Origin of the sequence: Knoellia sp. Soil729 (assembly GCF_001427985.1) — a bacterium.
Classification (GTDB): domain Bacteria; phylum Actinomycetota; class Actinomycetes; order Actinomycetales; family Dermatophilaceae; genus Knoellia.
Window position 1 is genome coordinate 63,783 of the sequence record NZ_LMSA01000003.1, and the last position, 25,242, is coordinate 89,024.

Annotated in this window: 22 protein-coding genes and 1 tRNA gene; 17 read left to right on the forward strand and 6 right to left on the reverse strand. The window is 70.1% G+C overall.

Annotated features, from left to right (window positions below; translation table 11 throughout):
- Positions 1–20: 20 nt before the first annotated feature.
- From pyk to ASG74_RS12065, 3 genes are all read left to right on the forward strand, one after another.
- Complete coding sequence (gene pyk / locus ASG74_RS12055) at positions 21–1,484, forward strand: pyruvate kinase (RefSeq protein WP_056143737.1); 1,464 nt, start codon at positions 21–23, stop codon at positions 1,482–1,484.
- 58 nt (positions 1,485–1,542) lie between these two features.
- Positions 1,543–1,625: transfer RNA gene (locus ASG74_RS12060), tRNA-Leu, on the forward strand.
- A 55-nt stretch (positions 1,626–1,680) separates the two neighbouring features.
- Positions 1,681–2,301, forward strand: coding sequence for an ANTAR domain-containing response regulator (locus tag ASG74_RS12065; RefSeq protein WP_056143742.1), 621 nt, complete (start codon positions 1,681–1,683; stop codon positions 2,299–2,301).
- Between the two features lie 43 nt (positions 2,302–2,344).
- Here ASG74_RS12065 and ASG74_RS12070 read toward each other — a convergent pair whose 3' ends face one another.
- Entirely contained in the window at positions 2,345–3,166 is an 822-nt protein-coding gene (locus tag ASG74_RS12070) for a DUF554 domain-containing protein (RefSeq protein ID WP_200942601.1), read from the reverse strand.
- Between the two features lie 119 nt (positions 3,167–3,285).
- On the opposite strand from ASG74_RS12070, the gene ASG74_RS12075 reads away from it, so the two are divergent.
- Positions 3,286–3,870 (forward strand): GNAT family N-acetyltransferase, encoded by a 585-nt coding sequence (locus tag ASG74_RS12075; protein WP_056143745.1) that lies wholly within the window; start codon positions 3,286–3,288, stop codon positions 3,868–3,870.
- Positions 3,871–3,923: 53 nt separating this feature from the next.
- Here the strand turns inward: ASG74_RS12075 and ASG74_RS12080 are convergent, their stop codons facing one another.
- Positions 3,924–4,361 carry a hotdog fold thioesterase gene (locus ASG74_RS12080; RefSeq protein WP_082569718.1) on the reverse strand — a complete coding sequence of 146 codons (438 nt, stop codon included), beginning with the start codon at positions 4,359–4,361 and terminating at the stop codon, positions 3,924–3,926.
- Between the two features lie 49 nt (positions 4,362–4,410).
- Between ASG74_RS12080 and polA the strand changes: the two genes are divergently transcribed.
- The 4 genes from polA (at position 4,411) to ASG74_RS12100 (ending at position 8,831) form a co-directional block, all read left to right on the forward strand.
- A complete protein-coding gene (gene polA / locus ASG74_RS12085; RefSeq protein ID WP_056143748.1) occupies positions 4,411–7,077 on the forward strand; it encodes a DNA polymerase I in 2,667 nt (888 codons plus the stop codon).
- A 119-nt stretch (positions 7,078–7,196) separates the two neighbouring features.
- Positions 7,197–7,574 (forward strand): hypothetical protein, encoded by a 378-nt coding sequence (locus tag ASG74_RS12090; protein ID WP_056143751.1) that lies wholly within the window; start codon positions 7,197–7,199, stop codon positions 7,572–7,574.
- Between the two features lie 116 nt (positions 7,575–7,690).
- A complete protein-coding gene (locus tag ASG74_RS12095) occupies positions 7,691–8,476 on the forward strand; it encodes a class I SAM-dependent methyltransferase (protein ID WP_056143754.1) in 786 nt (261 codons plus the stop codon).
- Entirely contained in the window at positions 8,469–8,831 is a 363-nt protein-coding gene (locus ASG74_RS12100) for a hypothetical protein (protein ID WP_156465392.1), read from the forward strand. The genes ASG74_RS12095 and ASG74_RS12100 overlap by 8 nt, the downstream gene beginning before the upstream one ends.
- Here ASG74_RS12100 and ASG74_RS12105 read toward each other — a convergent pair whose 3' ends face one another.
- On the reverse strand, positions 8,832–10,787 hold the full coding sequence (locus ASG74_RS12105; protein WP_162252801.1) for an acyltransferase family protein: 1,956 nt from the start codon (positions 10,785–10,787) through the stop codon (positions 8,832–8,834).
- Between the two features lie 171 nt (positions 10,788–10,958).
- Between ASG74_RS12105 and ASG74_RS12110 the strand changes: the two genes are divergently transcribed.
- Positions 10,959–15,017, forward strand: a complete 4,059-nt coding sequence (locus ASG74_RS12110) for an alpha-(1->3)-arabinofuranosyltransferase domain-containing protein (RefSeq protein WP_162252802.1) — start codon at positions 10,959–10,961, stop codon at positions 15,015–15,017.
- Here the strand turns inward: ASG74_RS12110 and ASG74_RS12115 are convergent.
- Complete coding sequence (locus ASG74_RS12115) at positions 15,014–15,997, reverse strand: sugar phosphate nucleotidyltransferase (protein WP_056143766.1); 984 nt, start codon at positions 15,995–15,997, stop codon at positions 15,014–15,016. The two genes, ASG74_RS12110 and ASG74_RS12115, sit on opposite strands and share 4 nt — an antisense overlap.
- Positions 15,994–17,346 carry a lipopolysaccharide biosynthesis protein gene (locus tag ASG74_RS12120; protein ID WP_056143769.1) on the reverse strand — a complete coding sequence of 451 codons (1,353 nt, stop codon included), beginning with the start codon at positions 17,344–17,346 and terminating at the stop codon, positions 15,994–15,996. Before ASG74_RS12120 ends, ASG74_RS12115 begins: the two co-directional genes overlap by 4 nt.
- 179 nt (positions 17,347–17,525) lie before the next feature.
- Between ASG74_RS12120 and ASG74_RS12125 the strand changes: the two genes are divergently transcribed.
- On the forward strand, positions 17,526–18,356 hold the full coding sequence (locus ASG74_RS12125; RefSeq protein WP_235498931.1) for a glycosyltransferase family 2 protein: 831 nt from the start codon (positions 17,526–17,528) through the stop codon (positions 18,354–18,356).
- A gap of 33 nt (positions 18,357–18,389) precedes the next feature.
- Here the strand turns inward: ASG74_RS12125 and ASG74_RS12130 are convergent, their stop codons facing one another.
- Positions 18,390–19,490 carry a glycosyltransferase family 4 protein gene (locus tag ASG74_RS12130; RefSeq protein WP_056143772.1) on the reverse strand — a complete coding sequence of 367 codons (1,101 nt, stop codon included), beginning with the start codon at positions 19,488–19,490 and terminating at the stop codon, positions 18,390–18,392.
- A 169-nt stretch (positions 19,491–19,659) separates the two neighbouring features.
- On the opposite strand from ASG74_RS12130, the gene ASG74_RS12135 reads away from it, so the two are divergent.
- From ASG74_RS12135 to ASG74_RS17235, 7 genes are read left to right on the forward strand one after another with little or no spacing between them, the layout of a single operon-like run.
- The gene (locus tag ASG74_RS12135) at positions 19,660–20,466 is read left to right on the forward strand and encodes a class I SAM-dependent methyltransferase (RefSeq protein ID WP_235498933.1); all 807 of its coding nucleotides are present in this window, start codon (positions 19,660–19,662) and stop codon (positions 20,464–20,466) included.
- Positions 20,463–21,218, forward strand: a complete 756-nt coding sequence (locus ASG74_RS12140) for a class I SAM-dependent methyltransferase (protein ID WP_056143776.1) — start codon at positions 20,463–20,465, stop codon at positions 21,216–21,218. The genes ASG74_RS12135 and ASG74_RS12140 overlap by 4 nt, the downstream gene beginning before the upstream one ends.
- Complete coding sequence (locus tag ASG74_RS12145; RefSeq protein ID WP_056143780.1) at positions 21,215–22,255, forward strand: GHMP family kinase ATP-binding protein; 1,041 nt, start codon at positions 21,215–21,217, stop codon at positions 22,253–22,255. The genes ASG74_RS12140 and ASG74_RS12145 overlap by 4 nt, the downstream gene beginning before the upstream one ends.
- Positions 22,252–22,854, forward strand: coding sequence for a D-sedoheptulose-7-phosphate isomerase (locus tag ASG74_RS12150; protein ID WP_056144707.1), 603 nt, complete (start codon positions 22,252–22,254; stop codon positions 22,852–22,854). The genes ASG74_RS12145 and ASG74_RS12150 overlap by 4 nt, the downstream gene beginning before the upstream one ends.
- Positions 22,836–23,384 (forward strand): D-glycero-alpha-D-manno-heptose-1,7-bisphosphate 7-phosphatase, encoded by a 549-nt coding sequence (locus tag ASG74_RS12155; protein WP_162252803.1) that lies wholly within the window; start codon positions 22,836–22,838, stop codon positions 23,382–23,384. Before ASG74_RS12150 ends, ASG74_RS12155 begins: the two co-directional genes overlap by 19 nt.
- Positions 23,381–25,096 (forward strand): hypothetical protein, encoded by a 1,716-nt coding sequence (locus ASG74_RS12160; RefSeq protein ID WP_056143786.1) that lies wholly within the window; start codon positions 23,381–23,383, stop codon positions 25,094–25,096. The genes ASG74_RS12155 and ASG74_RS12160 overlap by 4 nt, the downstream gene beginning before the upstream one ends.
- Entirely contained in the window at positions 25,093–25,239 is a 147-nt protein-coding gene (locus ASG74_RS17235; RefSeq protein WP_156465393.1) for a hypothetical protein, read from the forward strand. Before ASG74_RS12160 ends, ASG74_RS17235 begins: the two co-directional genes overlap by 4 nt.
- Positions 25,240–25,242 lie beyond the last annotated feature (3 nt).

Below are 25,242 nucleotides of genomic sequence, written 5' to 3' on the forward strand. Positions count from 1 at the left end.
GCATCGATACGATTGCCGGCATGCGTCGCGCCAAGATCGTCTGCACCCTCGGCCCCGCCACCTCCACCCCCGAACGGCTTCGCGAGCTCGTGCGTGCCGGGATGGATGTGGCGAGGTTCAACCTCTCGCACGGTGACCTCGAGGACCACGCCAAGGTCTACCTGGACGTGCGCCGGGCCAGTGACGAGCTCGGCCACGCGGTGGGCATCCTCGCCGACCTCCAGGGTCCCAAGATCCGCACGGGCCGCTTCAAGGGCGGCTCGGTCATGCTCGAGAACGGCGCCCGGTTCACCATCACCAACCGTGACGTCGAGGGCACCAAGGACGAGGTCGGCACGACCTACGCCGGCCTGCCGGGTGACGTCACGGCCGGCGACATGATCCTCATCGACGACGGCAAGCTCGCCCTGCGCGTGGTCGAGTCGGGTGAGACCGACATCGTCTGCGAGGTCGTCGAGGGAGGGGTGCTGAGCAACAACAAGGGCATCAACGTCCCCGGCGCGGCGATGAGCGTCCCAGCCCTGTCCGAGAAGGACGAGGAGGACCTGCGCTGGGCCCTGGACACCAGGGTCGACATGATCGCCCTGTCGTTCGTGCGCAGCGCGGCCGACATCGAGCCGGTGCACCGGATCATGGACGAGAAGGGCGTGCGGATCCCCGTCATCGCCAAGATCGAGAAGCCCCAGGCCGTCGACAACCTCGACGAGATCATGCGGGTCTTCGACGGTCTCATGGTGGCTCGCGGTGACCTCGGGGTCGAGATGCCGCTCGAGACCGTGCCGCTGGTCCAGAAGCGCGCCTGCGAGCTGGGCCGGCGCAACGCCAAGCCGGTGATCGTCGCCACCCAGGTGCTCGAGTCGATGATCACCAACAGCCGGCCCACCCGCGCCGAGGCGTCCGACGCCGCCAACGCCGTCCTCGACGGCGCGGACGCGCTCATGCTCTCCGGCGAGACGAGCGTCGGTGCCCACCCCATCGAGGCCGTCACGACGATGGCCCGCATCATCGAGAACACCGAGGAGCACGGCCTCGGCCGCATCCGGCCGCTCGACACCAAGCCGCGCACCAAGGGCGGTGCGGTGACGGCCGCAGCCGCCGAGATCGGCGAGCTCCTGGGCTGCAAGTACCTCATCACCTTCACCGTCAGCGGTGACTCACCACGCCGGCTCGCCCGGGTCCGTCCCCGCATCCCGATGCTCGCCTTCACCCCGCACCAGTGGACCCGTTCCCAGCTGGCTCTCACCTGGGGAGTCGAGACCTTCATGACCGCCCCGGCCCGCCACACCGACCAGTTCGCCCTCCAGGTCGATGAGGAGCTGCTGGCCTGCGGCAGGGCGCAGGAGGGCGACCTCGTCGTCATCGTCGCCGGCTCCCCGCCCGGCATCCCCGGCTCGACGAACGCCCTGCGGGTGCACCGCATCGGTGACGCCAAGAACAGGGTCGCGCCGGCATACGGCGACCTCGCGGGCACGTCTGCCCAGTGACGGGCCAGGGGCTGCACACGCAGTCCCACCAGCGCCGTTAGGATGGGTGCGCACGCCCGCCGGGGTGGTGGAATGGCAGACACGGAGCACTCAAAATGCTTTGCTCGCAAGGGCGTGCGGGTTCAAGTCCCGCCCTCGGCACCGCTGTGGGGTCGGCCGTGCGCGGTCGGCCCCAGAAGTCCCCTAGGCTGACCCCGTGAGCACTGCGACCCCCGAAACCCCTGCGCCGACCGACGCTCCCGTCGCCAAGCGGATCCTCGTCGCCGAGGACGAGGCCATCATCAGGCTCGACCTGGCCGAGATGCTCGGGGAGGCCGGCTACGAGGTCGTGGGCCAGGCGAGCAATGGCGAGCAGGCGGTCGAGATGGCCACCTCGATGCGTCCCGACCTCGTCATCATGGACGTGAAGATGCCCGTCCTCGACGGGATCTCCGCGGCCGAGCAGATCGGCAAGGAGCGGCTGTGCCCGGTCGTCATGCTGACGGCCTTCAGCCAGACCGAGCTCGTCGAGCGGGCGCGTGACGCCGGCGTCATGGCCTACATCGTCAAGCCGTTCACGGCGACCGACGTCGTGCCCGCCATCAACATCGCGCTCTCGCGCTGGGGTGAGCTCAAGACCCTCGAGTCCGAGGTCGCCGACCTCGGTGAGCGGCTCGAGACCCGCAAGTCGGTCGACCGCGCCAAGGGCGTGCTCATGACCAAGCTCAAGATCACCGAGTCCGAGGCCTTTCGCTGGATCCAGAAGACCGCGATGGACCGCCGCATGGGCATGAAAGAGGTTTCCGACGCCGTGGTCGCCGGGATGGAGAAGGCCTAGACCACCGATCCGGTATGCCGGCCGGCCGGCATACCGGGGTTCCTCACCGCAGGACGATGACGAGCTGCGTGAGCAGTGGCGCAACCACCAGGGCCGGCAGCATGTCGGCCACGGGGACGTCCTTGATGCGCAGCAGGCGCAGGCCGATGCCCGCGAGCATCAACCCGCCCGTGGCAGTGAGCGCGAGGATGTGCGCCTCGGGCAGGACCGAGCCGAGCAGGACGCCGACCAGGGTCAGGGCGCCCTGGACGACGGCGACCGACACGGCCGAGAGCAGGACGCCGACGCCGAAGCTCGACGCGAAGGCAAGGGCCGCGAAGCCATCGAGCACGGACTTGAGCAGCAGCTGGTCGATGCCGCGGCCGAGGCCGTCCGAGAGTGAGCCCAGGATCGTCAGCGGACCGACGCAGAAGAGCAGCGACGCGCCGAGCCAGCCCTCGATGAACTTCTCACGGGCCGTCGTGCCCCGGGCCACCGCGTCGGCGTCGGCGCCTGCGGCGCCCCCGGTGTCGTCGCTGTCGGCGAGGGCGGGAGAACGTCGCGCGAACCATGACTCGATGCGACCGGCGAGCGACTCGAGCCGGTCGCCGATGCGCAGGAGCGAGCCCGCGATCGAGCCGATGAGCAGCGAGCCGAGGACGATGAGCACGGGTGCCCCGCGGCCGGTCGCGTCGGAGAGCACGCGGTCGGTGACGCTCACGGCGGAGAGCCCGGCCATGAGCAGCGTCGTGAGCCCGAGGCAGTCGGTGACCACGGAGCGCGTGCGGTCCGGGAAGCGGTGTCCCACAGCCATGCCGAGCAGCGCGCCCACCGTGACGGTGATGACGTTGATGACGGTCCCGAGACCGGGCAGGGAGAGATCCACGGCGCGACTCTAACGGCGACCTCACAACGAACTTTGCGAAGGGCTACCGTGGAGCCGTTCTGACCCGTAGGGTCGGGATGTCAACCGCGCAGGGGGCTGTGAGGTTCAGGAGGCCGCCCGTGGCGCGCAGCATGGTCGAGGTCGAAGCCGTCCCCAGGGACGAGCTGAGCGAGTTCGTCGGGCTGTGGCTGGCATCGAAGATCGATGCCGGCGTGCCGCTCGAGGTGGCCACGCGCTTCGCGAACGACGGACGGCTGCAGCTGGCGCTGGGCCGACCCGACGTCTACGCCCATGTGGCGCGCATCGACGGCCGGCCGGTGGGCTACATCGTGACGACCGAGAACCCGTTCGGCCTGCAGCCCGAGCCCGAGATCGCCATCGAGCTCCTCTTCGTCGACCCGGCATCGCGACGTCATGGGGTCGCCCGAGCGCTCCTGGCCGCCGTCGCGACCCTGGCCGAGAAGGCCGGGTCCGAGGTCGTGGTCAGCAACGTGCCGACCCAGAGCCGTGAGGCGCACCGCTTCTTTGCCCGGCTGGGGTTCTCGTCCGTCCTCGTACGACGTGTCGTGGGGACGTCACAGCTGCGTCGACGCCTCGCCCCCGCGGGCCACGTGAGCCATGTCGGGCACGCCGGCCAGGCCGCTGTCGAGCACCTCATCCGCCGTCGCCGGTCACTGCGCTCGGTCGCCTCGCGCGTCAGCTGAGCGGGGGGCCGGCGCGGCGGGCTGGCGCACTGACCGGCTGGACGCGGGTGCGCTCAGCTGCCCGGCGGAGCCTCGCGCACCAGGCAGGTGATGCGCGACGTGCACACGCGCTTGCCCCGGTCGTCGGAGACGACGACCTCCCATGAGCACAACGTCTTCCCCAGGGAGATGGGCGTGGCCACGCCGGTCACCACCCCGGAGCGGGCGGCGCGGTGGTGGGTCGCGTTGATGTCGGTGCCGACGACGATGCGCTCCGGTCCGGCGTGGATGGCCGAGCCGACCGAGCCCAGCGTCTCGGCGAGCACCACCGAGGCGCCGCCGTGGAGCAGGCCGTAGGGCTGGGTGTTGCCCTCGACCGGCATCGTCGCGACGAGGCGCTCCGGTGTGGCCTCGGTGATCTCGATACCCATGCGCTGGAGCAGGGAGTGGGGGTTGAGGGCCGTCATCTGCGCCACGAAGGGCATGAGGTCCTGCGGTGCGTCGGTGGTCATGTCTTGGTCGCCTTCACTGGTGTCGGGGGCTGGCCATAGGCTGCCATGCGTGAGTCGCCTCCTTCTCCTCGACGGTCATTCCCTTGCCTATCGCGCCTTCTTCGCCCTCCCGGTGGAGAACTTCTCGACGAGCACCGGTCAGCACACCAACGGGGTCTACGGGTTCACGTCGATGCTCATCAACGTCCTGCGGGACGAGGCGCCCACCCATGTCGCGGTCGCGTTCGACGTCTCGCGGCAGACGTTCCGCTCGGAGGAGTACTCCGACTACAAGGCCACCCGCTCGGCGACTCCGAGCGAGTTCCAGGGGCAGGTGGCGCTGGTGCGAGAGGTGCTCGACGCGCTGCGCATCAAGCACGTCCAGGTGGATGGTTTCGAGGCCGACGACGTCATCGCGACGCTGACGTCGATGGCCGAGGCCGAGGGCATGGATGTCGTCATCTGCACCGGCGACCGTGACGCGTTCCAGCTGGTGACCGACAAGGTGTCCATGATCTACCCGGTGCGTGGCGTCTCCGACGTCTGGCGCCTGGACCCCAAGGCGATCGAGGACAAGTACCTCGTGGCGCCCGAGCGCTACAGCGACCTGGCCGCGCTCGTCGGCGAGACGAGCGACAACCTGCCGGGTGTGCCCGGGGTCGGGCCCAAGACGGCCGCCAAGTGGCTCGGCCTCTACGGCGACCTCCAGGGCGTCGTCGCGCACGCCGACGAGATCAAGGGCAAGGCGGGGGAGTCGCTGCGTGAGCACCTCAACGACGTCCTGCGCAACCGCCGGCTCAACCAGCTCGTGCGCGACCTCACGCTGCCGGTGACGATCGCCGACCTCGAGCGCGCGACCTGGGACCGCGAGGAGGTCCACCGGGTCTTCGACGGCCTCGAGTTCAGGGTTCTGCGTGAGCGCCTGTTCGAGACCTTCCAGGCCGCCCCCGACGAGGCCGAGGGAGGGTTCGAGCTCGACGGCTCGGTCCTGTCGTCCGCCGAGGTCGGGCCATGGCTCGACAAGCACGCGACGACCGACCCGACCGGCGTGCACGTCGTCGGGACCTGGGGTCGTGGCACCGGTGACGTCAGCGCCGTGGCGCTGGCCACGACAGGTGACGCGGCGGCATACATCGATGTCGTCGAGCTCGACGAAGAGGGTGAGCGCGCGCTCGCCGACTGGCTCGCCGACGAGACGCGTCCCAAGATCCTCCACGACGCCAAGGGCCCGATGCATGCTTTGCAGGCGAGGGGTATGCCGTTGCGCGGGGTCACGGTCGACACCGCCCTGGCGGCCTATCTCGTCAAACCCGACCAGCGCAGCTTCGACCTCGCCGACCTCGTCGTCCGTCACCTCGGTCGCGAGCTCAAGGCCGAGGAGCACCCTGGTGGTCAGGGCATGCTCGCCATCGGCACCGAGGACATGGTCGGGCAGGACGCCATGGTGCGTGCGCGGGCGGTCCTCGACCTGTCCGTGCCGCTCGGCGAGCAGCTCGAGACCACCGGCGGCACCGAGCTGCTGCGCGACATCGAGCTGCCGCTGGTCGACATCCTCGGCACGATGGAGCGCACCGGGATCGCCGTCGACACCGAGGGCCTGAGCGCGCTCGAGGCCGACTTCGACGCCAAGGTGCGCGAGGCCAAGCAGGACGCCTACGACGCCATCGGTGGCGAGACGATCAACCTCGGCTCACCCAAGCAGCTCCAGACGGTCCTGTTCGAGACGCTCGGCCTGCCCAAGACGCGCCGCACCAAGACCGGCTACACGACCGACGCCGACGCCCTCACCGACCTCTATGCCAAGACCGAGCACCCGTTCCTCGAGGCGATGCTGCGCCACCGCGACGCGATGCGCCTACGGGTCACGGTCGAGGGCCTGATCAAGGCGGTCGCGGAGGACCAGCGGATCCACACGACCTATATCCAGACGATCGCCGCGACGGGCCGGTTGTCCTCGACGGACCCGAACCTGCAGAACGTGCCGATCCGCACAGAGGAGGGTCGCCGCATCCGCGACGTCTTCGTCGTGGGGGACGGGTTCGAGTCGCTGATGTCGGCCGACTACAGCCAGATCGAGATGCGGATCATGGCCCACCTGTCCGGTGACGAGGGCCTCATCGAGGCGTTTCGCACCGGCGAGGACCTCCACCGGTTCGTCGGCGCGCGCGTCTTCGGGGTCGAGCCCGAGGACGTCACCGCCGAGATGCGCAGCAAGGTCAAGGCGATGAGCTACGGCCTGGCCTACGGCCTGTCCGCGTTCGGGCTGTCCAAGCAGCTGTCGATCTCGACGGGGGAGGCGCAGGGGCTCATGAACGAGTACTTCGCCCGCTTCGGCGGAGTGCGCGACTACCTGCGCGAGATCGTGGCCGAGGCGCGCGCGACCGGCTACACCGCGACGATGCTCGGGCGCCGCCGCTACCTGCCCGACCTGTTGAGCGACAACCGCCAGCGTCGCGAGGGGGCCGAGCGGATGGCGCTCAACGCACCCATCCAGGGCTCTGCCGCCGACATCATCAAGCTCGCGATGAAGGGCGTCGACTCGGGCCTGCGTGAGTCCGGTGCGAAGTCACGCATGCTGCTCCAGGTCCACGACGAGCTCGTGCTCGAGGTGGCGCCGGGGGAGCGCGAGGACGTCGAGGCGCTGGTGCGCACCGAGATGGGCCGCGCGATCGAGCTGGACGTCCCGCTCGATGTCAGCGTCGGGCTCGGCCGGAGCTGGCACGACGCGGCACACTGAGCACGCTCCCCGCGCGGGATCGCCGTTCGGCCTTCGGGACCGGCTGCACGGTCGTAGTCTGGAGAGCACGGCCTCGGTGACTTGTGAGCCGCCGACGCCGTCCGAAGGACGGAGCGACCATGACGGTCACGCGACTGGTCAACGCCGGGATCGGCGTCCTGACGCTCGTCGTCAGCCTCGTGGCGTCGCTGTGGCGCTATGACCACGACCACGCGTTCGGACCGGCCCTGCTGCTCACCTCTGCGGTCTTCGGCTTTGTCGCCGTCACCCTCGCCATCGCGTGGCGTCGACCACCCGCAGCGGGGACGGCGCCGATGAGCGGTGGGATCGTCTGGCTTGTGCTCCTCATCGTCACGACCGTCGCGACGTGGGACCTCGTACCTTCCGATCAACGACCGGCCTACGGGCTGCTGCTCGCCGTCGTCGTGGGGGTCGTACTGGGCGCCGCAGCCGGTCCTGGCGTCGACCTCGGACCTGAGGACGGTGACCGGATGTGAGAACGCTGCGCCGCCTCCCTGGGGGCATCCTGCTCATCGAGTAGCGGCCCTCGGCTCTGCCATACTGCCCCAATGCCACCCCACGCAGCGCGCTCGGCCGCACTCCCCGGCACCCGATGACCAGCGTCTCCGACTACTACCGCGAGAACGTCACGTGGGTCGGCTCGCTCGACCGACGGCTCTCCGCGATCGCCGACGAGGTCGTGGCACGTCGCCCCGCACGGACCCTGGACCTCGGGTGCGGTGAGGGCGTCCTGCTGGAAGCCCTCGCCTCGCGCCTGCCCGCGGAGTCAGTCCTCGTGGGGATGGACGTCGTGCCCCCACCGGGCGGCGCGCGGTGGCACGGCGTGACGGGTGACATCGCGAGCCGGCTGCCCTTCGCCGACGACTCCTTCGACGTCGTCATCGCCGGCGAGATCATCGAGCACGTCCCGCACCCCGACCGCCTGCTGTCCGAGATCCGACGCCTGCTGGCGCCGTCCGGACGGCTCGTGCTGTCCACTCCCAACATCGTCGGCTGGGCCAACCGGGTCCTCGTTCCGCTGGGCATCCAGCCGCTGTTCACCGAGACGTCGAGCGAGGTGCACCTCGGGCGACGGTGGCGCGTGCTGGGTCAGGGCAACCAGGTCCAGGGACACCTCAAGGTGTTCTCGCACCGCGCGCTGCGGGAGATCTTGGAACGCACCGGTTTCGCTGTCCTGCGGACCTCGGGTATGCCGGGGGAGTTCCCTTTTCCCGTCGATCGGGTCGACCGCCTCTGTGCTAGGTTCCCGTCGATCGCCTCCGACCTCCTCGTCGTGGCGGAGTCCGCTCAACGGCTTCCGGACTTCCAGCCGCCACGCAGGAAGGACAGCCGTCCACCGTCCGCAGGCGCCCACCGACCTGCGGAGGATCATGTCTGAACCCGAAGAGGGCACACGTTCCGTCGTGACCCTGTCCGTGGGCGCCAAGGTCGCAGCGACGCTCGCCCTGCTCCTGCTCCTCGCTGCGGCCTACCTCCTGTGGTCACCGATCCAGCTGTACCCCAGTGACGGGTTCCCGATCATGTGTGGCACCGGTGCCAGTCCACCGACCGATGAGCTGGGGACAGCAGCATGCGGCCAGATCAACCAGATCCGCCAGTGGCAGGCGGGCGCTCTCGCTGTCGCCGCCCTCGTCGTGTTGGGCGGTGCGATCTATGCCTTCGGCGTCAACCGGCGTACGGAGGCGCTCATCGGCAGGGAGCCCGTCGCCGCTGACGCCGGCCGCGAGGACTGACTACTTGCCGGCCTGGATCATCGCCGGGCCGATGCGGTCCCACACCAGGGCGGCGCCTAGTTCGCTGAGGTGCAGCCCGTCGTCGCGCAGCCGTATGCCGTTCTCCTCCTCGGTGAAGCCGTTCGAGCACACCGTGGCGTGCAGATCGAGGATCGGGACGTCGGGATGGGTTGAGCCATAGGCCCGGATCGTCTCGTTGAGCCACGCGAGCCGGTCGGGGTCGTTGGCCACTGCGGTCGTCGGGTTCGCGGCGTCGGCACTGATCTTCATGCACAGGGCCGTCGTCAGGGCGAACCTGCCCGCGTGACCCTTGACCAGCTCACGTCGGCGGTCGACCTCGCGGTAGAGCCAGTCGCGATACTGCGGAGTGCCGAACTTCACGACGCGGCCGTCGACGCGTCGGTCGTACAGCTCGCCGAGCCCGAGCATGAGGACCACGATGTCCGGCTTCTCCCGGGCGACCTCCTGGGTCCAGCGTGGCTCCCACTCGGCACAGGCCGGCAGGTTGGGGAAGGTCTGGCCGTCGAGGTGACGCTCGGCCAGCAGCGTGCCGCAGCCGAGCTGGGTGCTGCCGTTGACGGCGAGGCCGTCGATCCTGTTGCCGTAGTAGTTGCGCATCCCGTAGGACTGCGAGTCGCCGAGCAGGAATGCCTTGACGAGCCGGCCCTGGGCGTCGGGGACGGGGGCGGGCCGCCCCGCCAAGGTGGTGGTCGGCGCCAGCGCAGGTGCCTGCGCGGAGGCGGTCGCGAAGAGCATCACCGACAGGACGCCCACCAGGGAGACAGATACAACCCTCGCCCACTGGGTGGGTGTGAAACGACGCTGCAGTCGCTGCTTGCGGAGGGGCTCCTCGACGAGCCTGAACGAGGCGTAGGCCAGGAGCGCGGTGATACCCATCCGGACCGCGAGGAGCAGCGGGCCGTCGAGACCCGTGCGGCCGTGACCCACGATGACGTAGACGGGCCAGTGCCACAGGTACAGGCCGTAGGACATCACCCCGGTGGCGACGACGGGGCGGAGCGACAGCAGCCGCGCCAGACTCGAGCGAGGTACCTGTGACACGGACGCGATGAGGGCCGCCGAAAGCAGGGCGGCGAGAAGGAAGCCCCCGCGGTACATCCATGGAGCCAGCTCGCGGGCAGCGGTGAACATGAGCAGCAGACCCACGAAGGCCAGCCACCCGACCACGGTCGCACCGGGCAACGGCACCAGACGTCCGTGGAGACGGGTGTAGACCGGCCGCGCTGCCGCGACCAACGAGGGGGACAACGCCAGGACACCCCCCAACAGAAGGGCCTGCATGCGCGTGTCACTGCCGTAGTACACGCGTGAGGGGTCGGTGAACGGCTGGTACAGGAACGCCATGAGTGCCGCAGAGGCGAGCGTACCGGCGATGAGGAGGGCCCGCACTCCTGTGAGTCGCAGCCGCATTCGACCCAGCAGCACGACGAGGAGCAGAGGAAAGACGATGTAGTACTGCTCCTCGATGGCGAGGGACCACGTGTGGCGCAGCGGAGAGGGCTCGACGAACTGGGCGAAGTAGGACTGCCCGCTCACCATGAACCACCAGTTGGAGACGTATCCGAGCGTGGCCAGCGAGTCACCTCGCAGCTGGGCTGACTGCTGGTCCGTGGCGAACGAGTAGCCGGCCACCGCCAACAGCACGACGAGCATTGCCGGCAGCAGCCGGCGGGCCCGGCGCAGCCAGAAGGCGCGAAGGTTGATCCGGCCGTGCCGCCTCCACTCCTGGGCGAGCAGCGAGGTGATGAGGAAGCCGGACAGGACGAAGAAGACGTCCACCCCGAGGAAGCCACCAGCTGCCCAGCCGACGCCGCCGTGGTAGAGCATCACGGCGACGACGGCAACGGCTCGAAGACCGTCGAGCGCCGGCCGATATCCCAGTTGCGCGCCCCGGTCAGAGGTCTCGGTGACGGGGCCACGCGCGTTTCGGGTCATCGGGCGACCGGCTTCGACGCCTTGGGGTGGTCCGTCAAGGACCGCCCCGCGCTGCGTCGTCGGTGACATGTCCCGTCGACCAGCGGGCGTCCTGGCGGGTGCCGCCCCGTGAGGCACAATGATGCGTCACGAACCGGCGGGGAAGGGTGCATTGTGCTGAGGCGAGCCGGCGTGCCCGTGGTGCTCGCAACCATCCTGCTGCTCGTCCTTCTGCTCAACGGAGTCGGTGTGCTCGCACCGGACATCAAGCCCGAAATCTACATGGCGCCGTGGCGCGAGGCCGAGGCGCTGAGCCGGGCGTGGCGCGAGAGCCCCAAGCTCGGGGAGCCCAACTTCAACGTGGGACTGTTTCCCGTCGCCTGGCTCGTGGGGGCCATCCAGGAGCTCGGCATCGGGGCCGATCTGTCGATGCGCCTGCTGCGCTGGGTCCTGCTGCTGCTCGGCGGGTGGGGCGCGAGCCGCCTCTATATGCTCGTGGCGGGATCTCGGGCCGGGCGGGTCGGTGCGGTGGTCGCCGCGGTGATCTACGTCGCGAACCCGTACATGGTCACGGCGGGTGACTTCCTCGCCATTGTGCTCCCGGCAGCGATGCTGCCTTGGATGGCGCTGTTCCTGCTCCGAGCCACCGTGCGCGGAGGCTGGCGCGACCCGGCCGCGGCGGCCCTCGCCTTCGCCGCCATGAGCGGCATGAACGTCGCGGTCATTCCGATCATCCAGCTCCTGTGCCTGCCGGCACTGCTCTGGTACGCCCACAGCGGTCTGGGAGCGAGCTGGCGAGCGGTGGTGGTAGCGACGGCCAAGTGGGGACTGCTCGCCGGTCTGCTCTCGGCCTACTGGCTCGTACCCTCGCTGGCCGCCCTCGGCGCGGGGAGCCACGTGACTCAGTTCAGCGAGTCGCTGGAGGGTATCGCGGCGCCCTCGTCCTTCGCCGAGGTTCTGCGCGGCATGGGCCTCTGGCCGTTGTACGGGAGGGACGTCGACGGGCCATGGCAGCCCGGCTTCGTCCCCTACCTGACGAACCCGCTCATCGTGGCCGCGAGCTTCCTTGTCCCGGTGCTCCTCGTCGCGTCCGCCCAAGTGGTGCGTGGCTCGGCGCGACGTCTCGCCCTGTTCCTCGTGGTACCCGCCGCTGTGCTCATGGTCGGTGTCCACCCGGCAGACGCCCCTTCTCCCTTCGGCCACCTCCTGCTCTGGTCCTTCGAGCACGTTCCGGGCGCCGCGGCATTCCGCACGACCAACAAGGTGGGTGCGGTCCTCGTGCTCGGCGTCGCCCTGCTGGTCGGGCTGGCTGCTCCGGCGCTGCTTGGCCGTGCCCGCCGGGTCGTACCGCGGCTGGTCATCGCGCCGGTCGCGGCGGGCTGCGTCGTGCTCGCCACGTGGCCGGCCTGGTCCGGTGGCCTCTACAGCCTCCCCCTGCCCGTGCCGGACCACTGGTACGACGCGACGCGTGCGCTGGACAAGGGACCCATGGACCGCAGGGTGTGGTTCGTCCCCGGTGTTGCGCAGCCCCAGTACACGTGGAGCGAGGACCGGCCCGACGACCTCAACAACGCGCTGCTGGCCCGTCCCTCCTTCGTCCGGATCACCCTGCCCGAGTCGTCGCCGTACGGCGCCAGCCTGCTGGCAGCCGTCGACACAGGGCTACAGGAGGGGTCGCTGCCGAGCGACGCGCTCTCCGCTGCCGCCCGCTACCTCGGTGTCGGTGACGTGCTAGTCCGCAACGACGTCCGGTGGGACAAGGACGGTGGAGCCCGGCCGATCGAGGTGGCCACCCGCGTCGGCTCGGACCCCGGACTGCTCTTCCGCGGGGCCAATGGGTCGCCTGGGCAGGATCTCGTCCGCACGCCGGCCCAACCCGAGCTCGAGCTGCAGCTGCCGCCACTGCAGCGCTACGAGGTGCGCGACGCGCGCGACCTCGTGCGCACCGAGAGCACGAAGGGTCTGGTCCTCGTCGATGGGGACGGTTGGGCGCTGGCCCCCTTGGTGCTGGTTGGTCTGCTGCCGGCCCAGCCGCCGTTCCTGCTCACCGGCGCCACGACGCGGTCCGCGCTCGCCCAGGCGCTGGGACCCACGTCCCGCCTCGTCCTCACGGACACGAACCGCCGGCGGCAGGTCGTACCCAACAGGCTCACGGGGGCCTACGGTCCCCTCTTGGGGGCCGACGAGGACCCGGGGCCCACGATCGCACTCGAGGGCCCGTCCGACCAGACAGTGCTCCGGGTCGTCGGTGGCGAGGTCTCGGCAAGCCTCGAAGGACCCCGCTTCGGCGTCAACCCGGCGACGACCGCCGAGAACGCGTTCGACGGCGATCCCACCACAGCCTGGACCTTCGGTGACTTCGGGCGTGCCCGCGGGCAGTCGGTCTCCGTCCAGCTGGCGCGGCCGATCAGCGTCGACCGCATCGACCTCGATGTCCCACCGACGGCGGGGCAGCGGATCACCCGGATCCGTATCCAGGCTGATGACGCCGCGAGCGAGGTGGACGTTCCCTCCGACGGGCGCGTCTCGGCCGGCTTCCCGGGACGGACGGCCGGACGCCTCACCGTCACCGTGGTGGCTGTGGCGGGCGAGGGCGACAACCCGGTGTCGCTCGCCGAGGTCGCCGTCCCCGGCCTCCAGGTCCGTCGGGTGGCACGTCTGCCCGTGGCGACGGCCGCGGCTGCGCAGGACCTCAGGGGTGCGGCACGGGACCGGCTCACGGCGACACCGACTGACGTCGTCCTCACCCGGGTGCTCGGCAGGCCCGTCGCCGGGGACGACGAGGAGACGCGGCTCGACCGCGACTTCACGCTTCCCGACGCCCGCGACTTCCGTGTCTACGGCCTCGTCCGGCCGGACCGTGCGGCACCGGATGACGTCATCGACGCACTGCACGGGGTCACCGGGGACGTCACCGTCACCTCGTCGTCGCGGGCGTTCGGTGACGTGACCGTCCGTGGCTCGCGTGCCTTCGACGGCGACCCCGGCACCGGGTGGGCCCCGGGCCGGGGCATCACGGGTGAGTGGCTGGAGGCGACCTTCGACGAGCCGCGAACGCTCGACAGTGTGGCCATCGAGCAACCGGCACAGGCGTCCGCGTGGATCTCGGCGGTCGACGTCATCGTCGACGGGCGAGCGGTGACGAGCGCGCAGGTGTCCCGCGGACGGGTCGAGATCCCGCTGCCCGAGACCCGCGCCTCCTCGGTGCGCCTGCGGGCCAGGGCGTTCGAGGGCACCGGCTTCCCGATCGTGAGCGAGGTCGACGTCGACGGCGCCCGGGTCGCGAGCGACCCGGCGACTGCGGCGCAGCGATGCGTGAGCCTTGGAACCATCGATGGAGCCCCGGTGCGCGTGCGGGTCATCGGCGGTGTCAACGGAGAAGGTTCTCGTCTCGTCGCCGGCTGCGACCCGCTCTCGCTGGATGGCGGCGCCCACGAGCTGCGCAGCCAGCCCGGATGGACGACCGACACGCTCGTGCTGCGTGACACCCGGGGTGAGCTCGCGGTGCCCGGCTCGGCCGGACCAGCGACCAGGGTGGACCGCCGGTCCTCCTCGTCCTACCGGGTCACGACCGAGAAGGCCGACGAGCCCTACCTGCTCGTCGTGGGCCAGAACATCTACCCGGGGTGGCACGCGACGATGGACGGTACCCGCCTCGGCCCTCCGGTCGTCGTCGACGGCTATGCCATGGGCTGGTGGGTCCGTGACCCAGGGCCGCACACCTTCGACATCGAGTACGGCCCGCAGGCTGTCTCCGACGTGGCCATGAAGACCTCCAGCGGCGCCGCGGTGGTTGCGGCGGGTCTGCTCCTGCTCCCGTCCGGCTCGGGGGCATCCCCTGCACCTCGCCCCGAGGCGCCGCTCCGGGTGCCCAGGTCCGAGCTGCGCACGCACGTCTCGGCCGCCCATCGTCGACGTTCGCGAGGCGGCTGGCTGCTGTTCGTCGTCGCGTGCGCGGTGTTCGCAGCCCTGCCCGGGCTCGTCATGGGTCTCGCGGTGGCGGCCTGGTGCCTGCTCCGAACACCTCCGCCAAAGACCCTGCTGCGTGCCTCGGGGGTTGCGATGGCGCTCGCACCCGTGGCCTGGGTCGTAGGCAACCTCGCTCGCTGGGGGGCCGCCAGCCCACAGCTCGTCCTGGCCAACCCGGCTCCCTCGGTGCTCGTCGTCGCTTCCCTCGTCCTGCTCGTGGTGGGCTCGTGGCGTGACGAGGACGACGCGCCGACGCCGACGCCGAGGAGCACCGGGAACTAGGCCTGAGCTCCCGGGGCCACGCCTCCGCGGAGCACTCCTCCGCGAGGCACCCTCATCCCGGGCGCGACGACGCTCTCTGCCACCACGGCGTGCGCCTCGACCACCGAGCCTGACATGACCACCGACCCGAGGACGACCGCCCCGGCCCCGACCTCGGCCGACCGGCCCACTGCGGAGCCACCGGCCACGCGCGCGCTGGGGTCCACGGACGCGCGGGGGTCGATGTGCGCCTCGCGGCCCGAACGCAGCACCAGGGCGGCCGACGCGCGCACCAGCGCGGCCGGCGTTCCGACGTCCTCCCAGAGCGCCTCCTCGCGGTAGGCCAGGACCTGTCCCCGTGCGACGAGAGAGGGGATGACGTCCCGCTCGAGCGACGCGGTCCCGCGGGCAAGGGACTCGACCACCTCCCGCGTGAGGACGTAGGTCCCGGCATTCACCTCGCGGCTCGGTGGGTCGGGGCTCTTCTCGATGAAGGCCGACACGAGACCTGAGGCGTCGGCGACGACGCAACCGAATGCACGGGCATCCGGGACCGCACGGATGTGGATGACGGCACCGGGGGCAGAGTTGTCCCGGCCCACCGACAGCTGGCGCGTGAGGTCGTGGTCGGTGAGAAGGTCACCGTTGACGACGACGACGCACTCGGGGAGGAAATCGAGCACCGAGGCGGCGAGCCGCAGCCCACCAGCGGTGCCCGCCGGCTCGGGTTCGGTGGAGTAGCGGAGCCTGACGCCCCAACGGCTGCCGTCGCCGAGGGTCGGTTCGAACTGGTCGGCCAGGTGGGATGTCGCCAGCACGACGTCGGTGATGCCGTGGGAGGCCAGCCAGCGCAGCTGGTGGACGATGAACGGCTCGCCGGCGACCTCGAGCAGGTGCTTGGGACGGGTCGTGGCCAAGCTGCCCATGCGGGTCCCCAGCCCGCCGGCGAGCACGATCGCCGCGGGTCGGGAGCGCCCGGTCGTCGAGGCAGGCACGCTCACGGCCGGTCGGAACCGTGCCGTGACGGCGCGACGGGGGCGGGGCGACTGACGGACTGGTCAGATGAGGTCGCGGACGCCGCCTCGGTGCCGCCGGGGCCACCGGTGCCCTCCGTGCTGCCGGTGCCCATCGTCCGTGGCTCCCGGTGAAGACCGAGGAGAAGCTCGGCGACACCAACCACGACGACGAGGCTGGTGGCCAGAATCGCGGTGGCGAGCACGTGGAGCGCGTTGTCGCGGGCGTAGGTCAGGCACACCACGACCTCGAGCAGCACGGCCAGCCAGGCGACCTTCGCCAGGAGGTGGCGGCCTTGGGCCATCTCGGCCATGACGAGCACCTGGGCGAGCGCCAGCAGGGTGCCCAGGGCCAGGTACGGGAGGAGGAGGTCGCTCGCCGCGTGGTAGGCGTCGCCGCCGAGGAGACCGACCCAGAGGTCAGGAGCGGCGGCGGCGACCGCCGTCCCGAGGGCGCAGACACCGAGCACCAGGCCTCCGGCACGCAGGATCGAGCGCCGCGACCCGGAGGTGGCCAAGGTCGGGATGAGCGCCAGCGCGAGGAACTGCGTCACCCAGATCGGTGACCGACCGAGGGTCGACACGAGGGCGTACTCGCCCGACTCCACCCGCGGGAGCACGTAGCGCGCCAGGACGACGTCGACCGTCGTCAACGCCATGAGGACACCCATCGAGGAGTTCGACCGGTACAGCGTCCGGACGACGACGCCGCGTGAGCCCCGCGGCGCGGCCCAGGGCAGGTGGGCCTCGCCGCGGCAGAGCCACCACAGCAGACCGGTCCCGACGGTGCCGGCGAGGGCCACGAGGACGAGGGCGCCGGTGAGGCCGAGGCCCAGCACGGAGGTCAGCGTCGCGGCGAGGACCCGGCTCAGACCCGTCGCGAGGTAGACGAGGGACAACGCGCCGACGCGCCTCATCCCGAGCAGCCCACCCATGAGCGCACCGTTGAGGATGAGCGAGGGCAGACCCAGCCCGACGACGATCGGCGCGAGGACCGAGTCCACTCGAGTGATGTGTGCGAGCGCAGGGGAGAGGACCACCGTTGCCAGGCACCCGACCGCCCCGACGAGCAGGGGCAGTCGCAGGTCGAAGGCCGCCGGCCCGCGACGAGCCACCCGGCTCGCGAAGACCACCTGGAACGCCCCCGCTGGGATCGCCAGGACCAGCCCGATGCTGTTGAAGGACGAGAACCCGCCGAAGTCCGCCGGTCCGAGGGCGCGCGAGAGGATGACGACGAAGAGATATCCCAACGCGCTGGCCGTGCCCATGCCGAGGCCGAGCAGGGCGTCGCCAGTGGCCGCCTTGCCCAGGGAACGTGCTCGGGGGTGACGTCGCACTGCGCCTCGATCCGGGATGGTCAGGGAGAAAGGTTACTCGCCCGTCACCCACGATCTTCAGGGCCGCGCCGCGGCGGCCCGACCACCACGCCCGAGCGAGGATGCGGCAGGGTAGGCACAGCGCAACCGGCAGAGACCTGGCCCGGGAGCCGCGGTCGATCGCACAGAAGGAGCCCCGGGTGCCACAGGCCCAGAGCGACGTGGTGGTGAGCGTCGTCGTACCCACGCGCAACAACGAGCGGACGATTGAGGCCTGCCTGGCGTCGGTGCGTGCGCAAACGCACCCCGCCGTCGAGCTCGTCGTCGTCGACAACGGCAGCGAGGACGCGACCTGGGCCATCGCCGAGCGGTTTGCTGACCGGGTCGTCGCGGGGGGTCCGGAGCGCAGCGCGCAGCGCAACCTCGGCATCGAGCTCGCGACGGGGACGTGGGTGCTGTGGCTCGACAGCGACATGGTCCTGCCGCCCGAGACGATCATGCGCGCGCTCGAGACGGCAATCTCCACCGGGGCCGTCGGCGTGGCGCTGCCCGAACGCACGATCGGCAGCGGCTTCTGGACCGCGTGCCGTGCGCTCGAGCGCGAGTGCTACCTCGACGACCCGCTCCTCCACAACCCCCGACTGGTCCGGCGCGACCTGCTCATGGGTGATGGCGGATTCGCCCTGTCGATGTCGGGCCCCGAGGACGCCGACCTGCGCCTGAGGATGCGTGCCGAGGGCGCACTCATCGAGCTCGCGCCGGTGCTCGTCGACCACGACGAGGGTCAGTTGACGATCCGCACGGTCATGGAGAAGCGGTACTACTACGGCCGGTCGCTGCCGGCGTTCGCCGAGAGCCACGATGGGGCCGTGGGTCAGCAGGGTCGTGCGGTTCTACGGTCCTTTCGCCGCAACTGGCGCCGCCTGGCGCAGGATCCCGGCCATGCGGTCGGCATGCTCGGCCTGCGCGCCCTCGAGGCCGGGGCCTACCTGTGGGGTGCACGCCGCGGTCGTCGCGACCGACGCGCCTGAGTCGACCGCGCTGCTCGTCGCGCGGCTGAGTCCTCAGCGCTGGTGGTGCTCCACCGCTCGGTTGAGTGCCCCTTCGAGCTGAAGGGTGGTGCTCTCCCACGAAAACGACTGGGCATGGCGTCGGGCGTTGTCGCCGTACTTCTCTCTCAGAGGCGCGTCGCCGAGGAGGCGTTCGACATGGACCGCCATCTGGCTGACGTCGTCGGCGAGCAGACCGGTCTCGTCGTCGACGATCGACTCGGTGACACCACCGGCGAAGGAGAAGGCGACGGACGGGGTGCCGTGCAGGCCCGCTTCGACGATGGTGAGTCCCCAGCCCTCCTTGTGGGACGGGAGGAGCACGACCCAAGCACGCGAGAGCAGGGTGCGCTTGGTGTGCTCGTCGACGAAGCCATGGAAGTGAACCCGGTCCGACACCTTGCGGAACACTGCGTGGGCACGAAGCTCGTCATCCCAGTAGCCCCCGCCCACCACGTCGAGGGTCAGTTGGGGAAAGCGAGACCCGAGGTCGGCGAGGATGTCGATCGCGGTCTCGAAGTGCTTGTGCGGCACGAGCCGCCCGAGAACCATGAGGCTCGGGTGTGCCGAGCGACTCACCTGGCTGTACGAGTCGAGGTCTCCGGGGATGTCATTGCCCGAATACGTGATGGCGACGCGGTCCCGGTCCACACCCAGCGCCATCAAGTCGTCCCGAGTGGCCTGCGACACGGTGACGTACTGACACCTGCGGTACACAAGCGGTGCAAGTCGGGACTCGATGAGCCAGCCCAGACGGCCGAGGACCGAACCGAAGATGATGGGCCACTGGTCTCGGTGGACGTGGTGCACCAGACTCACCACGGGTGCAGGGCTGACGAGCGGCGCCCAGAAGGGAACCCCGTTGTGGACGTCGATTACGACGTCCACGTCGCGGCGAATCGTGCGAAGGAACTGGAGGCCCCGCAGGTAGCACGTCAGCCGACCGCCTCGCCGGATGATGCGCACGTCGCCACGGTCAACGTGAGGCGCAGCACCGGGGAAGGCCGCGGAGAACATGGTGACCGAATGACCTCGGGCGGTCAGGAGCTGTGCGGTGCGCTCGACGTAGACCTCGGCGCCGCCGGCCTCCGGATGGTCACCGTCGCGCCAGGTCATCACGAGGACACGGAGCGGCCGTTGCGCGGTGTCCGTTCCCAATGGGTGCCCTCCTCGTGATCCAGCGGGGGAGCCCGGTGGACTGGGTTAGGGTACCCGCGTGGCAAGCCGAGCACGAGGTGAAGCGCTCCCTCGCCAGTGTGAGATATGTGGCAGGGACACCCGACGCTTGCGGCTGAGGGGAGGTGGCCAGCTCGACCGGTGCCTGAGCTGTGGCCATCTCCACCGGTCTCTCGAGGACGCTCCGGCCAACCACCGCGACGCCGCGTACGGCGGTGATCCGGCACTCGACGCAGTCCGCACTCGCCTGACCTACCGCTGGCTGCGAGCCGCGGGCAGGCCGGCCTCCGTGTTCGAGATCGGCTATGGGAGCGGTGCGCTCCTGAGACGGTTCCACGACGACGGAGCGGCCATCTCGGGTGTCGATCCCGACCAGCTCGCCGTCGATGTCGACCCGGTCGTCACGCAGCATGGTCGACTCTGGAACTGTGCCGTGGAGGAAGTGCCCGACGGAGCCGTGGGTGCTGACCTGGTCGTCGGCGTCCACGTGATCGAGCACGTTGCGGACCCAGTCGTGACGATGCGCAAGGCCGCCTCCCTGTTGAGCCGTACCGGTGGCCTCGTCCTGCTCACACCTGCGGGTGACTCGTGGGGCCTGTCAACCTTCGGCTCCGCATGGTGGATGCTCGAGGACCCCACCCACGTCCGCTTCTTCACGCAGGAGTCACTGCGACGCCTTGCGCGTGACGCCGGCCTCGTCGACGTGCGCGTCGACCGTCTCGTGCTCGACAGCATCAGCGTCGACCTTGCCTCAGCCGTGCGCGCGTGGCGCCCACCGGGACCTGCCGGGGCGTTGGCCAGCGGTGCTGTTCGTGGTGCCGCCCTGCTCACGGCGCCCGTGGTCGGTGGAATGCGGCTCGTCGCCCCCCGTACGCGCCCGACTCTGCGCCTCACTGCCAGGCGCCCACCTCGATGAGCCAGCAGCGCGGCCTGGGCCGGTCCGTCCACCTCTTCCGCAGCTTCCTCGTCGAGCAGACAGAGCCCGACAGGTTCTATGGTGACCTCGCGGAGGACTCGGTGGACACCGTGGCGGACCACATGTCCCTCGACGGCCGGATCGTGCTCGACGTCGGGGCAGGACCGCACCAGTTCGCTGACACCTTCCGTGCGCGCGGTGCTCGCTACGTCGCCATAGACCATGACCCCACCGTCTCGTCCGTGGCCGACGGAGGTCTCACTGGCTCAGCACTGGCGCTCCCCGTCGCCGACGGGGCCGCTGACGTGGTCTTCTCGAGCAACCTGCTCGAGCACGTGCCGCACTTTGCTCCTGTGGCCGACGAGCTCCTGCGCGTCACCCGCCCCGGTGGTGTGCTGTACCTCAGCTACACGAACTGGTGGTCACCGTGGGGAGCCCATGAGGCGTCGCCCTGGCACTGGCTCGGTGCGGGATACGCCGCCCGGCGCTATGAGCGGCGTCACGGTCATCCGCCCAAGAACCGCCTCGGTGAGAGCCTCTACCGCGTCAGCGTGGCGGAGGGGTTGGCCTGGGCCCGCAACCGGCAGGATGTCGACATCCTCGGCGCAAGACCGCGATACCTGCCTGACGCCGCCCGTCATGTCCTGGCCGTCCCCGGTCTGCGCGAGCTGGTGACCTGGAACCTGTTGCTCATCCTGCGGCGCAGGGACGACTCACTGACCACCGCTCCTGCCACGGGAGGAACCCGATGACACGACGGGCAGTGCTACGGGCACGCGCGCCCCTTCGGGTCAGCTTCGCGGGTGGGGGGACGGACGTCCCGCCGTTCCCCGAGACCGAAGGTGGTGTCGTCCTCTCCTCGACGATCAACCGCTACGCCTACGCGACCTTGCGCCCACGTGACGACGGCAACGTCACGGTGCGTTCCCTGGACTATGGCGAGTCGGTCGACTTCGGAGTCGACGATCCGGTGGTCCTCGATGGGCGTCTCGACCTGCCCAAGGCGGCCATCTCGCGAGTGCGCCAGCTCGACGATGCCCTGCCGACGCCCGGCTTCGACTTGTTCCTCCACACGAACGCGCCACCGGGCTCCGGGTTGGGTTCGTCGAGCGCAGTCGTGGTCAACGTGCTCGCGTTGGTGGCCAGGCACTGCGGGATCGACCTCACGCCCCATGAGCTCGCGGAGGTTGCCTGCCGCCTGGAGCGTGAGGACCTGGGGATTCCCGGTGGTCTGCAGGACCAGTACGCGGCTGCCTTCGGCGGCTTCAACTTCATGGAGTTCCACGCCGAGAGGGTCGTCGTCTATCCCCTCCGGGTGGCCGAGTCCACCCTGCACGAGCTCGAGCACAACATGCTCCTGGCCTACACAGGTCACTCCCGGGTGAGCGATCACATCATCCAGGACCAGATCGCGCGCTTCACGGGCCACGACGCCGAGACAGTCGCCGGCATGCGGGCCCAGAAGCAGATCGCGCACGCGATGAAGGAGGCACTCCTTCGTGGCGAGGTGTCCAGCTTCGGCGACCTCCTCGGCCAGGCCTGGAAGCAGAAGCAGCGCATGTCGAGCCGGATCTCGAACCCACACATCGACGAGGCCGTCGAGGCTGCACTGTCCTCCGGTGCGCTGGGCGCCAAGGTGACAGGCGCCGGCGGTGGCGGCCACATGGTGCTGGTCTGTGAGTTCGAACGCAAACACCTTGTGGCCCAGGCCCTCATCGGTTTGGGTATGACGGTGTCCGAGTTCACCTTCAGTCGGCAGGGTGTCACCACGTGGCGGGTGCCGACGTGACGACCTCACCCGACTCGGCGTTCGTGGACGAGCTGCACTCCCAAGCACGCAAGTCCTGGTCAGAGATCGTTGCCCGACTCGGGGAGCCGGACCTGGTGCAGGCCGTCGACGCCGCTGGCCGCGAGATATTCGCGGCCCTCGCGCAGGGACACCAGCTCCTCATTCTCGGCAATGGTGGAAGTGCGGCCATGGCCAGCCATGTGGCTGCGGAGTTTGCGGGCAAGTGCGTGCTCGACCGCGAGCCACTGCCGGCCATCAGCCTGGCTGAGTCCTCCACCGTGATCACTGCGGTGGGCAACGACTTCGGCTTCGACCAGGTCTTCGTTCGAGGCGTGCGCGCCCACGGGCGACGCGGAGACGTCCTGCTCGCGATGTCCACCAGCGGGTCCTCGCCCAACGTGCTTGCGGCGCTCGAGGCAGCCAGGGCTCGGCACATCACGACCATCCTGCTCACCGGGGAGTCGGGGACAGACGCACACCTGGCCGACCACGTGCTCCGAGCACCATCGAGCTACACCCCGAGGATCCAGGAGATCCACCTGATGTGGTCGCACTCCTGGTGCGAGGCGGTGGACTCCGCTTGGGCGGCGCAGAGCTGACGTCGCAGGCCCAGCCCGAGGCGCCCTGGGACATCGTCTTCCTCGATCGCGACGGCACGATCAACGTCAGGGTCGACGGGTACGTCACCAGCCCCCTCGACCTGAACCTCCTGCCTGGTGCGGCGAAGGCAGTGGCTCGTCTCAACCGCAGCGGGTGTCGCGTCGTGCTGGTCACCAACCAACGAGGCCTTGCCACCGGGTCGCTGTCATGGAGCCAGTGGGCGAGGGTGATGTCGCGTCTCGACGAGCTTCTGGCCGCTGAAGGTGCCCACATCGACAGTGTCGAGCTGTGCCCGCACCAACGAGGCGAGTGCACGTGTCGCAAGCCGCAGCCAGGGCTGTTCATGGGCGCGCTGGAGGCAGCACCATGGGCGCGTCCTCATCGCTGCGCCATGGTCGGGGACATGACGAGCGATGTGGTCCCGGCACGCGCCCTGGGGATGCGTGCCATCCTCCTGGGCGAAGATGCGCCCAGCCTGCACGAGGCCGTCGAGGACCTGCTCGCTCCTCCTGCTCCGTCCGGCGAATGAGCGTCACCAAGCCGGACCGGACCACTCTGGTGCCACTGCTCGTGGCAGCTGTGGTCGCCTTCGTGGTGCTGGGGCCTGCGCTGCGTCCGGGGGTGGTGCTCGCCTATGACCTGGCCTGGTCCCCGGATGCCCGCCTCACGCCGTTCGCCCTCGGAACCGCTGGAGCAGCACCGCGCGCCGTCCCCAGTGATGCCGTGGCGATCATGCTGGGCCAGCTGCTCGGAGCGGGTGTGGCTCAGTCCGCGCTGCTGTTCGGCACGCTGGTGCTGGCGGGAGTGGGCGCGGCACGCCTCGCGACCGTCCTTGCCCCGAACCTCCTGATGGTCGGTCGCGTGGTGGCGGTCATCGCTGCCATCTGGAACCCCTTCGTCCTCGAGCGGTTGGTCATCGGTCACTGGACGGTCCTCCTTGCGTATGCCGCCCTGCCGCACCTTCTGGTCGCGGGCATGGCGGTGCGGCGGGGAACCAGACCCGCATGGTCACCGGCCGTGGGAATTGCAGCCTGCGGAGTCGGCGGGGCCAATGGCCTCGTGATCGTCGTCCTGGCAGTCGTCCTCGTGCTCGCCGTGCCCGACACCCAGTGGCGGGCGCTGGCATGGTCCGTTGCGTCCGCCGCGGGCGCGTCGATGGTGTGGGCACTGCCGGCCCTGGCCTCTGGTGTCGCCTCGGCACCGCAAGGAGTGGGCGCTTTCGCCGCGAAGGCGGACACGCCGCTGGGAGTGCTCGCGTCCTTGGCCAGCGGTGGTGGCTTCTGGAACCCGGCGAGCCATCCATCCGAACGATCAGTGGTGGTCGTGGCGCTCGTCTCCCTGCTGGTGGCGCTGCTCTCGTGGGTGGCCGCCCTTCGAGGCGCTCTGGCCCAGCGCGCCCTGGCGATCGCCCTCCCGGGGGTCGCCGGCTTGGCGATCGCCTGGGCAAGTGCGCTCGACCCGCTCGGTGCGTGGACCGCCGTCGTGGTCCATCTTCCGGGCGGAGGTGTCCTACGAGACGCGCAGAAGCTCCTGGCGCCGTGGGTCGCCGTGGTCGCGGCCGGAACCGGTGTCCTCGCGGCAGAGGTGGTGCGGTCGCGGCGTGTCGGTCCAGCACTGGTGGTTCTGGTGGCCACTCTGCCGGTGGCGCTCCTCCCATCCCTGGCCTGGGGAGTGGGAGGGCGGGTGAGGGCGATCGAGGTCCCGGCCGACCTCCGGGCCATCTCCGAGGGCTTGTCGCGCACTGCGGGCGGCTCCGTGGGCCTTCTGCCCTGGTCGCAGTACCGCCGCTACCAGTGGAATGGGGACCGCGTGTCGCTCACGCTCGTCCCCAGAATGCTCGATCATCCCGTCATCTTCGACGACTCGCTGCCACTCTCCTCGGGCGACGTGCCGGGAGAGAACCCGGCAGCTCGACGTGTCACGGAGCGGATCACAGCGGGCGTCCCAGCGGTGGAGGCGCTCGCGCGCGAAGGGGTGCGTTGGGTGGTCATCGAGAAGGACGGAGGCGGCGACGTGGCGCCAGCGCTCACGACGATGCCGAAGGGCGCCGTTGTGGTGTCCGATGAGCCGCGCGTCAGAGTGCTCGAGTTTCCCGGCGCAAGCACGGTGCCGGGAAGCATGAGCATGGCGGGTCGCCTGGGGTGGATAATGACGTGCCTCACGTGGCTCGTTGCGGCGGCGTGTCTCGCTCGCGATGTGACCCGGAGCCTTCGTGACCGGCTGGTAGGGTCTGGCCCATGACTTCTGCTGTTGGGCCCTTCGCGTCCATCGCCGCCGGTGTGGTCCTCGCCCTGATTGCCATCATCGGGGGTGTGAGCGCCATCAACCCGGGCGCGAACCCGGCCGCGGCTTCCGAGCAGGTCGTGCGCTACGACGCTCCGTGAGCG